This window comes from uncultured Christiangramia sp. (genome assembly GCF_913046405.1).
Taxonomy (GTDB): domain Bacteria; phylum Bacteroidota; class Bacteroidia; order Flavobacteriales; family Flavobacteriaceae; genus Christiangramia; species Christiangramia marina.
Genome location: NZ_CAJWRQ010000094.1, coordinates 1 through 11,278 on the forward strand (window position 1 = coordinate 1; position 11,278 = coordinate 11,278).

The following is an 11,278-nucleotide window of genomic DNA, read 5'->3' on the forward strand; positions in this document are numbered from 1 at the left end:
TTGAGGTCACTTTTTAAAATTATAATATGCTTAGAAAATTACAATCCCTTTGTTTCTGTTTGGTGTTTTTGACTATCTCTTCTTTTACCTATTCTCAGGATACAGATAAGCCAGAACCAGAAAATGATAGTATTCCCACCACCTGGGAACTTCTAAAATACGACGGTGCCAGTGCTTTTGGCGGAATAAAGAACACCTATTCTTCTCCCCTTAGATGGCAAAAAGATGATTTTATCACGGCCGGAGCTGTAGTTGCCGGTACCGCTGCCCTTTACATTTTCGATGAAGAAACCAGTGAATACTTTATGGATCAGGGCGAAGATGCTCCTGAACTTGTAAAGGATTTTGGATGGTATTTTGGGAGTCCGCAAAATAATTACGGAGTAACTGGTGCGGTTTACCTGGTTGGTTTATTCACCAAGAATGAGAAAATAAGACAAACAGGGGTTTTGATGATCTCTGCAGCTACTGCTTCCGGAATCATTCAGTCGATTTCCAAGACCATAGTAGGAAGAGCCAGACCCACAGGTGGCGAAGGCAAAGGGAGTTTTGACCCTTTCAGCAGTGAAGGAAAATACCACTCCTTTCCATCTGGGCATACGATCCTCTCCTTTACAACACTGTATGCTTTATCCAAGCAGTTCGATAATCCTTTTGTAAAGGCTGGACTTATTGGAGTTGGAATGGTCTCGCCGGTTTCCAGGCTTTGGTCTGGTGCACACTGGCTTACCGATGTTGGACTTAGTCTTGCAATTAGCGTTGCGGTTGTGGACAGTATAGATAAATACCTGAAGAACGAACGAAACTACGGAGTACAGAATCCCAATAAAATAAGCTGGAAAATGCAGGTAGGTCTTGGCCGGGTAGGGATCGTAGGTACTTTTTAACCTGATTTTAAAATAATTAAGACCAGGCATTTCTTAACTTTAAAAGAAAAACATGAAAAGTAGTTTTAGTGATATTATTTCCGGAGATACACCAGTACTGGTAGATTTTTATGCCGACTGGTGTGGACCGTGCAAATCTTTGGCGCCTATACTTAAAGAAGTGAAAAACGATCTTGGGGAAGGTGTAAAGATCGTGAAGATCGATGTGGACAAGAACCAGGAACTGGCTTCGAAATACCAGGTTAGAGGTGTTCCCACCATAATCCTCTTCAAGGATGGGAAACAATTCTGGAGACAGTCAGGCTTATTACCCAAACACGATATTGTAAGTAAAATCAATTCTATTTAAGCTTTCCTCCTTTGGCCGCCCACCATGGATGTATTTCAACTTTTAGTCTGCCAGCTTTCACCATGGGATCTAAATTTGCCAGGCTATCTGCTTCGGCTTGAGTCGCAGTATTAAAAACTACGATTCCACGAAGGTCACCATCATCTCCCATAGGTCCCGTTAAACTGGTATAACCTTCAGTGGCCATACGCTCCAGATGAGCCATATGCTTCATTTGAAGTTCTGCAGCCTCGGTAGAATCCTGGCCTCTTGTAGGACCCGATTTCAAGAAAACCATATAATACTGCTGCATTAGATATGTGGTATCTCCTTCCATATAACTAAAAGTCTGGTAACCTTTCTTTTTAAGATCTTCTTCAATGGATCTTACATCAGCGCTTTTTATTACGGTTGTATCCTTCGTATTTTCTACGATTTCTTCAGAAGAGTTGTTGGCAGATTGATCACAGGATAAGAATAAGGACAGGATTGCTACTAATACTAGATTTTTCATTTTTCCCAGTTTTTATATGGATTAAGAATAAGCTGTGAATTGTAATATTTATGGTCGCCGGTTACTTCCTCACCCAGCCATTCTGGTTTTATAAAATGTTCATTTTCAGTGCTTAGTTCCACTTCTGCGATCGTAAGTCCATTATTTTCTCCAAGAAATTCGTCTACTTCAAAAACATGTGCTCCAGCTTTCACGAGATGACGGTACTTTTCAATTTTGCTGGGTTCACAAAGTTTAAGCAGTTCTTCAGCTTCATTAACCGGTATTTCCTTCTCCCATTCGTATCGGGAAACGCCATTTTCAGAGCTTTTTCCTTTGATGGTCATAAATGCCTTTTCAGCTTTGATGCGTATGCGGATGGTTCTTTCCGGATGCGTATTTAAATAAGCCTGAACGAATAATGTTTTACTACTGGCTTCACTTTTATATGCTTCTGAAGTAATTAAAAATTTTCTTTCTATTTCTATCATGCTGAAGTGTTGCTGAAAGCCTTGATCTTATCAGATTCGATTCTTCCGCTTTCATAGGGATGATTTGCCAGATATTGCATGGCATTGGCTATCTCTTCTGGTTCTATACTTCGGTACTTTTTAAGATTTCCAATAAGCAAGTGATTGCCCAATTTCATTAATTTAATAAATATGGATTCCATGAACCTGTTCTCTGCCCTGTCACCAGCGATCAAAGATGGTTGTAGTATGTAAGTATTTGAAATTTTCTGTTCCATTACTGCACCTTCCATTTCTCCTTTTACCTTATTATAAAAGATATTACTTTCCTCATCTGCACCCAAAGCTGAGATGACCATAAAGGTGTCAACTTTATTCCTTCTAGCTAATTTGGCTGCGGTCGCAGGAATTCCAAAATCAATTTTTCGATACAATTCCTTATCTGGAGTTTTACTTTTTGTAGTTCCTATACAGCAGAACACCTCATCTCCGGTAAATAGTTCCTGAACTTTCTCAAGTTCAAAAAGATTAATGAGATATTCCTCGATCTTTTCACTTTTTTGAGACACATGATTTCTTCCAAAAACCTTGATTTTTCTATAACGATCATCCTTAATTAATTTATCTAAAAGAATTCCACCGGTTAGACCGGTAGCTCCCAGGATGATTGCTGTTTTCGCCTGTTCCATTGCAGTAGCTATTAATTAGACTAAGATATTACTTAAATTTGCAAGGTGGAAAAACTTCGCAAAATTATCCATGTAGATATGGATGCCTTCTATGCTTCAGTCGAGCAATTGGACAATCCCGAACTTCGGGGTAAGCCAGTCGCAGTAGGTGGAAGTTCACAACGCGGAGTGGTAAGCGCAGCTAGTTATGAAGCCCGGAAATTTGGTGTGCGAAGCGCGATGAGCAGCGTGATGGCCAAAAGGAATTGCCCCGATCTTATCTTTGTGAAATCAAACTTTGAAAGATACCGCGAAATTTCAGCACAGATCAGGGAGATCTTTTATGAGTATACAGACCTGGTCGAGCCCTTGTCCCTGGATGAAGCATATCTTGATGTTACCGAGAACAAAAAAGGCCTGATGAGTGCGACGCTTATCGCTAAAAAGATAAGAGACCAGATCAAGGAAAAAACTGGTTTAAACGCTTCCGCAGGAATATCTGTGAACAAATTCATCGCCAAGGTCGCCAGTGATGTTAATAAACCAAACGGACAAAAAACAGTAGCTCCGGAAGAAGTTTTGCAATTCCTGGAAGACCTCGACATTAGAAAATTCTATGGTGTGGGAAAAGTAACTGCTGAAAAAATGTATCGGCTCGGCATCTTTAACGGTAAAGATTTGAAGTCTAAAACAGAAGAATATCTGAGTGAACATTTTGGAAAGAGCGGCAGACATTTTTACAGAGTAGTGCGCGGCATTCATCATAGTGAAGTAAAACCGCACAGAACCCGAAAATCGCTCGGAGCTGAAAGAACTTTTAATGAGAATATTTCTTCTGAAATCTTCATGTTGGAGAAACTTCAGAATATCGCTGAAGAGATAGAACGCAGACTCAAAAGATCTGATGTTGCCGGGAAAACAATTACTTTAAAGATCAAATACAGTGATTTTACCCAGCAAACCAGAAGCAAAACGATTAACTACTATATTTCCAGTAAAGAACTCATTCTCGAAATAGCCAAAGAATTATTATATCAGGAAAAAATGAAAAATTCAGTACGATTATTAGGCATTTCGCTATCCAATCTCAATACTGAAAAGGCGGATACGAAAGAAGAAGAAAAGGAAATCCTCGTCCAACTGAAATTTAAATTTTAATGACTAAGAAATTGCTGTTGATATTTATTATGATTGGCATGATATCCTGCCAGGAAGATCAGGTATACGAGTTGCCGAAAAATACCGCGATCTTACTAGCGGGTGACGATGCAAAGACATGGAAACTCGCAAGGCGTTCCAACAACAACGTTCGAATGAACATGGGACCATGTTTTATGGAGTGTCGCCAGAGTTTTTCAAATGATCATAGCGTTCGAGACATTAATGGCGAAAATAAGAATTGTGGACCGAGTCTCGTTGGCACCTGGGAATTTAAGAAAGGGGCAAAAAACGAACCTTATCTGCGAATTACGAGTCCGCAAATTCCCGAACTCCTAAGTACCAGTAAAGAATACAAAGACTTCAAGATCCTGAAGTTAACTATGGACACACTAGAGGTTGTATTCAGGCATAATCAATACGGAAATAAGAGTAGATTGATCAAAGATATTCTTGTTCGGGAAGATCTGGATATCGGTGACCGATATTTTCACCATTAAAAAACCGGATACCTGCTTTTGCAGATACCCGGTCGTTATATCTAAACTTGAAAGGTTCTATTCTATTTCAGAAACTCTTAGCGTATTCACCATTCCCTTAGCGGTAATTGGCATTGCGGCAAGGTTAATCGTAAAGTCTCCAATTTCCACGAATTTATATTGTTTCGCCATATCGTTAATATCGTCAATAGTTTCATCTGTACTCACGAACTTATCGTAGAAGAAGGCTTTCACACCCCATAAGAGGCTCAATTGGTTAAGAATCCTTCTGTTCGATGTAAATACAAGAATATGAGCTTCTGGTCTCCATGCAGAGATCTGGAATGCCGTATAACCACTATTAGTTAACGTACAGATCGCTTTAGCCTTGATCTCGTTAGCCATGTGCGCTGCGTGATAACAAACAGATTTAGTAATATATCTTTTCGTTCTTACGTGCGGTGGTTCGTGTGGCACCTTAATAAGTGGAGAATTCTCTACACTTTCCAGGATCTGCGCCATTTTCTGAATGACCTGTACCGGATATTGTCCTACGGAAGTTTCTCCGGAAAGCATCACAGCATCTGCTCCATCCATTACCGAATTCGCAACATCGTTCACTTCTGCTCTGGTAGGCGTAAGGCTAGTGATCATGGTTTCCATCATTTGAGTTGCGATGATCACCGGGATTCGTGCTTTCTTAGCTGTAAGTACCAGTTTCTTCTGAATTAGAGGAACTTCCTGAGCAGGAATTTCCACACCCAGATCTCCACGTGCTACCATAAGTCCGTCACAATAAGCAACGATCTTATCAATATTCTCTACACCTTCAGGTTTTTCGATCTTAGCAACGATCGGAATTTTGAATTCTGAATGCTCATTGATCAATTTCTGAAGTTCCATAAGATCTTCAGCATGTCTTACGAAAGAAAGTGCCATCCAGTCCACAGCAAGTTCGCAGGCAAATTTGGCATCCTTGACATCTTTCTCTGTAAGCGCAGGCAAAGAGATATTTGTATTTGGAAGGTTTACACCTTTTTTTGATTTTAATGGTCCACCCTGGATAACTTTGGTAGTAACCTCATCTTTCTTGTTGGTTTTAACCACTTCGAAGATCAGTTTTCCATCATCCAGCAGTATTCTTTCCCCGGCTTTAACATCCTGCGGAAAAGTTTCGTAGTTCATGTACACCCGTTCAGAAGTGCCTTTGAAAGGTTTTCCAGTTACAAACGTGATATGGTCACCTTCAGAAACCACAACTTCTTCCTTCATGACTCCAACACGAAGTTTTGGACCCTGAAGATCGGCAAGGATCGCGGCATTGAAACCTTCTTCCTCGTTAAGTTCTCTAATCATCTGCACCCGTTCTTTCACATCTTCATAATCTGCATGTGAAAAGTTGATACGAAATACGTTGACACCTTCCTGCAACATTCTCTTTAAAGTATCTTTGCTACTGGTTGCAGGGCCCAGTGTGGCAACTATTTTGGTTTTCTTGTTGGTCGGCATTATTCGAAAATTAGATTTTGTTTGTTCTTCAGCTTATCCACTTCTATAGCGTAAGCTGCCTGTACTCCTGGAATTTGATTAATCTTGTTCAGAATCCTGATGAATTCTTTAGGTAGAATTTCCTCGCTTATCTTAAGAAAAAAATCAACTTTACTATATTCAGGTATAAGGTTAATTTCTTTTGAACTGAACTTTTCCTCATTAAAAAGGGAACCTGTACTTAGAATCCTTTTCGGTTCTCCCTTGAACTTATTGGTAACCAGTTCAACGCTGTAGTAAGCTTTTGGGTCTTTGAAAGAGTAAAGAGCATAAAAGGCGTGATATTCAGAATGATTAAAATCAATGTCTGTTGCCTCTCTCTCCAGCTTTGTTCGCAAATTCTTATTAATTAAATAAGCCATTCTATACCCCTCTAAAGAAGAGTAGATCGCGATCAATTGAAAGCTCTCATCTTCAAACTCAAGCAGTTCCTTATGCATAAGCACAAATTCGGAATTTAAGGTTAAAGATAATATATCATTGCTGAAATGAAGATATTAGGGGTCTAAAATTCATAATTTTCTACGAAAACGTTATAGTTTACGTTAATTTCGCAAATTATTTTATTTTAGTCTGAAGTGCGTAGTAAGCGCGTTTCGATGCTTTCTCTTCAGCTTTCTTTTTTGAAGTTGCCCTGGCCTTAGCTACCACCCGATTTTCAATTCGGAGTTTTACCGCGAAATGTTTAAGTTCATCATTCCCAGTATCTTCGTAGACTTCGAAATCAAATTCCTTCTTTTCCTTCTGGCACCATTCTATTACCAGGCTTTTATAGCTAATTACTTTTCCTTCCAGTTGTTCTATATCCACATATGGATCTATCACTCGCTCGTAAATGAAGCGTTCACAATATTTATAACCTCTATCAAGATAAATAGCACCAACGAGAGCTTCAAACAGGTTTCCATGAATATTCACTCCAAATTGAGTGACAGGGATATTGGTTTGAACATGTTCGATAAGACCCAGGTCTTTCCCTAGTTCATTCAGGTGCTTACGACTCACCACCTTGGAACGCATTTTAGTAAGATAGCCTTCATTACCGCCGGGAACTGCTCTAAATAGATGAGAAGCGATCACCGCACTAAGCATGGCATCGCCAAGAAATTCCAGTCGTTCAAAGTTGATGGCATTACCATCTTCATCTCTTCGATTAAGAGAGCGATGGGTAAATGCCTTTTTATATGGAGAAAGTGTCTTTGGTTTAAAACCCAGGATTTGAGTTAGGATATTAAAAAAATTCCCGCCTTTATAAGAGCGGGAATTTAATATGTTACGAATGACGCTCATGGTCTATTCGTCTAATTTTTTAAATACTACACAGGCATTATGACCTCCAAAACCAAACGTGTTACTCATAGCGATCTTGACTTCTCTTTCCTGAGCTTTGTTCAGGGTTAGATTAAGTTCAGGATCAATATTTTCATCAATGTTCTCATGGTTGATGGTAGGCGGGATCAAACTATATTTCATTGAAAGTATCGACGCAATTGCTTCAATGGCTCCAGCAGCACCAAGAAGGTGACCGGTCATTGATTTCGTTGAATTAATATTCATGTTCTTAGCATGATCTCCAAATACCTTGGAAATAGCCTTTAGTTCAGCTACATCCCCAAGTGGCGTAGAAGTACCATGTGTATTGATCACATCTACGTCCTCTGGTTTTAAACCTGCATTCTTAAGGCAGTTTTTCATTACAGCAACAACTCCATCTCCTTCCGGATGCGGAGCAGTCATGTGATAAGCGTCTGAAGAAAGACCACCGCCAAGCAATTCAGCATAAATCTTAGCTCCTCTTGCTTTAGCGTGCTCATATTCTTCTAGAATAAGAGCTCCAGCTCCTTCGCCAAGAACAAATCCGTCCCTTGTGGAATCGAATGGTCTTGAGGCTGTCTCCGGGCTTTCGTTTCTGGTAGAAAGGGCATGCATTGCGTTAAATCCACCCATTCCTGCCAGTGTCACAGCAGCTTCAGATCCTCCTGAAACAATTACATCACTGTATCCCAACCTAATGTTGTTAAGTGCGTCTATCATTGCGTTTGCAGACGATGCACATGCCGATACTGTAGTATAATTTGCTCCCATAAATCCGTGTTTGATAGAAATATTACCCGGGGCAATATCTGCTATCATCTTCGGAATAAAGAAAGGATTGAATCTTGGAGTACCATCACCTTCAGCGAAGTTAATGACTTCATTCTGGAAAGTTTCCAGTCCACCTATGCCGGCACCCCAAATAACGCCAACGCGATATTTGTCTACCGTTTCAAGGTCTATACCAGAATCCTCGATAGCTTCGTCTGCAGATACCATTGCATACTGAGCGAACCTATCAAGTTTTCGGGCCTCCTTGCGATCAAAATGATCTAAAGGATTAAAATTTTTGAGTTCACATGCGAATTTAGTCTTGAACTTTTCAGTATCAAAATAAGTGATAGGCGCGCTACCACTTTTTCCACTTTTAAGTCCTTCCCAATATTCCTCTAAATTGTTACCAATTGGGGTTAAGGCTCCAAGGCCTGTAACTACTACTCGCTTCAACTCCATATGGTGTCTATGATTTATTTTTTAGCGTCTTCGATATATGAAATTGCCTGACCTACAGTTGCAATGTTTTCTGCCTGATCGTCTGGAATCTGAATGTCGAATTCTTTTTCGAATTCCATGATCAATTCAACTGTGTCTAGTGAATCAGCACCCAAGTCGTTGGTGAAGCTGGCTTCGTTTACAACTTCATTCTCGTCAACTCCTAATTTGTCAACGATTATAGCTTTTACTCTTGATGCAATGTCTGACATAATTTTTTATTTTAATTTTGATTAGGTGGCAAAAATAAAAACTTTTATTTTAAAACCGATTTTTACTCCAAAAATGTGATGGTAATTTACATAAATTCACTCAAAGCAGTTAATTTTACATCCTAATAATTGTTAACAGCCTTATTTTGAGTGACAAAAGAAATACGACCAGAAAGAAGATTGTCATTTTTGCTTCAGGCTCCGGTACGAACGCCGAGAATATTATCAGGTACTTTCAGGAATCCAGTGATACCAGCGTATTAGCGGTATTCTCCAATAAAAAATACGCCGGCGCTTTAAAAAGAGCGTATGACCTACAGGTAAAAGCCTTGCATTTTGACAGAAATTCATTCTACCAGACCAATGAAGTACTTCATATTCTGGAAGATATGAATCCAGATCTTATTGTTCTGGCAGGTTTTCTATGGCTGTTCCCATCCAAGATTATTGCTGAATTCCCAGATCGTATCATCAATATTCATCCCGCGCTACTACCTAAATTTGGTGGCAAAGGTATGTATGGAAATAAAGTTCATGAGGCAGTCATAGAGAAAAAAGAAAAAGAAAGTGGCATTAGTATTCACTATGTAAATGAACGTTATGATGAAGGAAATATCATTTTCCAGGCCACCACTCCAATTACTGCGGAAGATACCCCAGAAAGTCTTGCCACAAAAATTCATGCGCTGGAATACAAGCACTTCCCGGAAGTGATCCAGCAACTCCTGCAAAAATAAATTAAGTGACTACACCAAAGGTGCATATTTATACAGACGGTGCTGCTAGGGGCAATCCCGGTCCCGGTGGTTTTGGTATCGTAATGGAATGGGTTGGCAAACCTTACCAGAAGGAATTCGCTCAGGGTTTTAAACTTACTACCAACAACAGGATGGAACTTATGGCTGTGATCGTCGCCTTGAGCAAATTAAAAACACCCGGAACACCCGCTAAAGTTTTTACAGATTCCCGCTATGTTTCAGATGCCGTGAACAAAGGCTGGATCTTCGGCTGGGAAAAGAAAAATTTTGTAAATCGAAAAAATGCTGATCTCTGGAAAGCTTTTCTTAAGGTCTTCCGAAGACATAAAGTTGAGTTCCAGTGGATCAAAGGACATAATGATCATCCACAGAATGAGCGTTGTGATGCACTGGCAGTAATGGCCTCCAAAGGAAAGGACCTTCCTGCAGACGATGGTTATAAAGCTTAACAATTGAACCTGGCAATCAGGTTTACAGCTTGAAAAACAAACTGTATATTTGCAGCGACAATTTAAAACCCGTTATGAGTAAATTACTTATTGTAGGAACTGTAGCTTTTGATGCTATTGAAACTCCATTTGGAAAAACAGATAAAATTTTAGGTGGAGCAGGAACTTATATAGGCCTGTCTGCAGCCAATTTCGATATAGACAGCGCAGTGGTATCTGTGGTGGGAGATGATTTTCCCCAGGAATACCTCGACCTAATGAAGAATAACAAGATCGATATTGAAGGGATCGAAGTTGTAAAAGGCGGTAAAACATTCTTCTGGAGTGGTCGTTACCATAATGACTTAAATAGCAGGGATACCCTGGACACACAATTGAATGTGCTTGCAGATTTTAACCCGGTAGTTCCTGATAATTATAAGGATTCAGAATACGTAATGTTAGGAAACCTTCATCCATTGGTGCAATTGAGCGTACTGGAACAGATCGAGAATCCTAAGCTTGTTGTTCTTGACACCATGAACTTTTGGATGGACAATACTCCTGAAGATCTGGACAAAGTTATTGCTAAAGTAGATGTAATCACTATTAATGATGAGGAAGCAAGACAACTTTCAGGTGAATACTCTCTGGTGAAAGCTGCCAGAAAGATCGCTGAAATGGGTCCTAAATATATAGTAATTAAAAAAGGAGAGCATGGAGCGCTGCTTTTTCATGAAGATCAGATCTTCCATGCTCCTGCCCTTCCCCTGGAAGAAGTCTTTGATCCAACTGGCGCAGGTGACACCTTTGCTGGTGGTTTTATTGGGTATCTTGCCAGAACGAATGACATTTCTTTTGAGAACATGAAGAACGCCGTCATCTACGGATCTAACCTCGCATCCTTTTGCGTTGAAAAGTTTGGAACAGAGCGGATGCAGAAATTATCTCGCGAGGAAGTAAACGAACGGCTTCACGATTTCAAGAAGCTAACGCACTTTGAAACAAAATTAGATTAGTAAAACATGCCCTGTAATTTCAGGGCTTTTTTTGTGACATAAACAACAACACAACAAATTCCAGATAAGACCCTATGAGTGACGCTATAAAACACGAATGTGGAATTGCACAGATAAGGCTTCTTAAACCATTAGACTATTATAAAAAGAAGTATGGTACCGCCTTCTATGGTGTAAACAAAATGTACCTGCTTATGGAGAAACAGCACAACCGTGGTCAGGATGGTGCAGGTTTTGCCAGTAT

15 protein-coding genes are annotated in these 11,278 nt (G+C 39.8%); 7 read left to right on the forward strand and 8 right to left on the reverse strand.

Features of this window, described 5'->3' with window-relative positions; all coding sequences use genetic code 11:
• The first annotated feature begins 26 nt into the window (after positions 1-26).
• Both QZ620_RS11435 and trxA read left to right on the forward strand, forming a co-directional pair.
• Complete coding sequence (locus tag QZ620_RS11435) at positions 27-887, forward strand: phosphatase PAP2 family protein (protein ID WP_295181723.1); 861 nt, start codon at positions 27-29, stop codon at positions 885-887.
• Between the two features lie 52 nt (positions 888-939).
• Positions 940-1,236, forward strand: coding sequence for a thioredoxin (trxA, locus tag QZ620_RS11440; RefSeq protein WP_295181725.1), 297 nt, complete (start codon positions 940-942; stop codon positions 1,234-1,236).
• Here the strand turns inward: trxA and QZ620_RS11445 are convergent.
• The 3 genes from QZ620_RS11445 to QZ620_RS11455 are packed head-to-tail and all read right to left on the reverse strand — an operon-like array spanning position 1,229 to position 2,867.
• The gene (locus tag QZ620_RS11445) at positions 1,229-1,729 is read right to left on the reverse strand and encodes a YciI family protein (RefSeq protein ID WP_295181727.1); all 501 of its coding nucleotides are present in this window, start codon (positions 1,727-1,729) and stop codon (positions 1,229-1,231) included. The two genes, trxA and QZ620_RS11445, sit on opposite strands and share 8 nt — an antisense overlap.
• A complete protein-coding gene (locus QZ620_RS11450; protein WP_295181730.1) occupies positions 1,726-2,199 on the reverse strand; it encodes a CYTH domain-containing protein in 474 nt (157 codons plus the stop codon). The genes QZ620_RS11445 and QZ620_RS11450 overlap by 4 nt, the downstream gene beginning before the upstream one ends.
• A complete protein-coding gene (locus QZ620_RS11455; protein ID WP_295181732.1) occupies positions 2,196-2,867 on the reverse strand; it encodes an NAD(P)H-binding protein in 672 nt (223 codons plus the stop codon). Before QZ620_RS11455 ends, QZ620_RS11450 begins: the two co-directional genes overlap by 4 nt.
• A 45-nt stretch (positions 2,868-2,912) precedes the next feature.
• On the opposite strand from QZ620_RS11455, the gene dinB reads away from it, so the two are divergent.
• Both dinB and QZ620_RS11465 read left to right on the forward strand, forming a co-directional pair.
• Positions 2,913-4,004: a DNA polymerase IV gene (dinB, locus tag QZ620_RS11460; protein WP_295181734.1), complete on the forward strand. Its 1,092-nt coding sequence runs from the start codon at positions 2,913-2,915 to the stop codon at positions 4,002-4,004.
• On the forward strand, positions 4,004-4,504 hold the full coding sequence (locus QZ620_RS11465) for a lipocalin family protein (RefSeq protein WP_295181736.1): 501 nt from the start codon (positions 4,004-4,006) through the stop codon (positions 4,502-4,504). The genes dinB and QZ620_RS11465 overlap by 1 nt, the downstream gene beginning before the upstream one ends.
• 57 nt (positions 4,505-4,561) lie before the next feature.
• On the opposite strand, the gene pyk is transcribed toward QZ620_RS11465, so the two are convergent.
• From pyk to QZ620_RS11490, 5 genes are all read right to left on the reverse strand, one after another.
• The gene (gene pyk, locus QZ620_RS11470) at positions 4,562-5,992 is read right to left on the reverse strand and encodes a pyruvate kinase (protein ID WP_295181738.1); all 1,431 of its coding nucleotides are present in this window, start codon (positions 5,990-5,992) and stop codon (positions 4,562-4,564) included.
• A complete protein-coding gene (locus QZ620_RS11475) occupies positions 5,992-6,471 on the reverse strand; it encodes an IPExxxVDY family protein (protein ID WP_295181740.1) in 480 nt (159 codons plus the stop codon). The genes pyk and QZ620_RS11475 overlap by 1 nt, the downstream gene beginning before the upstream one ends.
• A 118-nt stretch (positions 6,472-6,589) precedes the next feature.
• On the reverse strand, positions 6,590-7,321 hold the full coding sequence (gene rnc, locus QZ620_RS11480; RefSeq protein ID WP_295181742.1) for a ribonuclease III: 732 nt from the start codon (positions 7,319-7,321) through the stop codon (positions 6,590-6,592).
• A gap of 3 nt (positions 7,322-7,324) precedes the next feature.
• Entirely contained in the window at positions 7,325-8,578 is a 1,254-nt protein-coding gene (gene fabF, locus QZ620_RS11485; protein WP_295181744.1) for a beta-ketoacyl-ACP synthase II, read from the reverse strand.
• A 14-nt stretch (positions 8,579-8,592) separates the two neighbouring features.
• On the reverse strand, positions 8,593-8,829 hold the full coding sequence (locus QZ620_RS11490; RefSeq protein WP_013069791.1) for an acyl carrier protein: 237 nt from the start codon (positions 8,827-8,829) through the stop codon (positions 8,593-8,595).
• Between the two features lie 146 nt (positions 8,830-8,975).
• On the opposite strand from QZ620_RS11490, the gene purN reads away from it, so the two are divergent.
• From purN to QZ620_RS11505, 3 genes are all read left to right on the forward strand, one after another.
• Complete coding sequence (purN, locus tag QZ620_RS11495; RefSeq protein ID WP_295181751.1) at positions 8,976-9,566, forward strand: phosphoribosylglycinamide formyltransferase; 591 nt, start codon at positions 8,976-8,978, stop codon at positions 9,564-9,566.
• Positions 9,567-9,571: 5 nt separating this feature from the next.
• On the forward strand, positions 9,572-10,036 hold the full coding sequence (rnhA, locus tag QZ620_RS11500) for a ribonuclease HI (protein WP_295181753.1): 465 nt from the start codon (positions 9,572-9,574) through the stop codon (positions 10,034-10,036).
• 74 nt (positions 10,037-10,110) lie between these two features.
• Positions 10,111-11,034 (forward strand): PfkB family carbohydrate kinase, encoded by a 924-nt coding sequence (locus tag QZ620_RS11505; RefSeq protein ID WP_295181755.1) that lies wholly within the window; start codon positions 10,111-10,113, stop codon positions 11,032-11,034.
• The last annotated feature ends 244 nt before the right edge of the window (positions 11,035-11,278 follow it).

Bases quoted from the DNA above. Each gene is read 5' to 3' on its own strand.
- QZ620_RS11435 (WP_295181723.1), top strand. From the start codon at position 27: ATGCTTAGAAAATTACAATCCCTTTGTTTCTGTTTGGTGTTTTTGACT.
- trxA (WP_295181725.1), top strand. From the start codon at position 940: ATGAAAAGTAGTTTTAGTGATATTATTTCCGGAGATACACCAGTACTG.
- QZ620_RS11445 (WP_295181727.1), bottom strand. From the start codon at position 1,729: ATGAAAAATCTAGTATTAGTAGCAATCCTGTCCTTATTCTTATCCTGT.
- QZ620_RS11450 (WP_295181730.1), bottom strand. From the start codon at position 2,199: ATGATAGAAATAGAAAGAAAATTTTTAATTACTTCAGAAGCATATAAA.
- QZ620_RS11455 (WP_295181732.1), bottom strand. From the start codon at position 2,867: ATGGAACAGGCGAAAACAGCAATCATCCTGGGAGCTACCGGTCTAACC.
- QZ620_RS11465 (WP_295181736.1), top strand. From the start codon at position 4,004: ATGACTAAGAAATTGCTGTTGATATTTATTATGATTGGCATGATATCC.
- pyk (WP_295181738.1), bottom strand. From the start codon at position 5,992: ATGCCGACCAACAAGAAAACCAAAATAGTTGCCACACTGGGCCCTGCA.
- QZ620_RS11475 (WP_295181740.1), bottom strand. From the start codon at position 6,471: ATGCATAAGGAACTGCTTGAGTTTGAAGATGAGAGCTTTCAATTGATC.
- rnc (WP_295181742.1), bottom strand. From the start codon at position 7,321: ATGAGCGTCATTCGTAACATATTAAATTCCCGCTCTTATAAAGGCGGG.
- fabF (WP_295181744.1), bottom strand. From the start codon at position 8,578: ATGGAGTTGAAGCGAGTAGTAGTTACAGGCCTTGGAGCCTTAACCCCA.
- QZ620_RS11490 (WP_013069791.1), bottom strand. From the start codon at position 8,829: ATGTCAGACATTGCATCAAGAGTAAAAGCTATAATCGTTGACAAATTA.
- QZ620_RS11505 (WP_295181755.1), top strand. From the start codon at position 10,111: ATGAGTAAATTACTTATTGTAGGAACTGTAGCTTTTGATGCTATTGAA.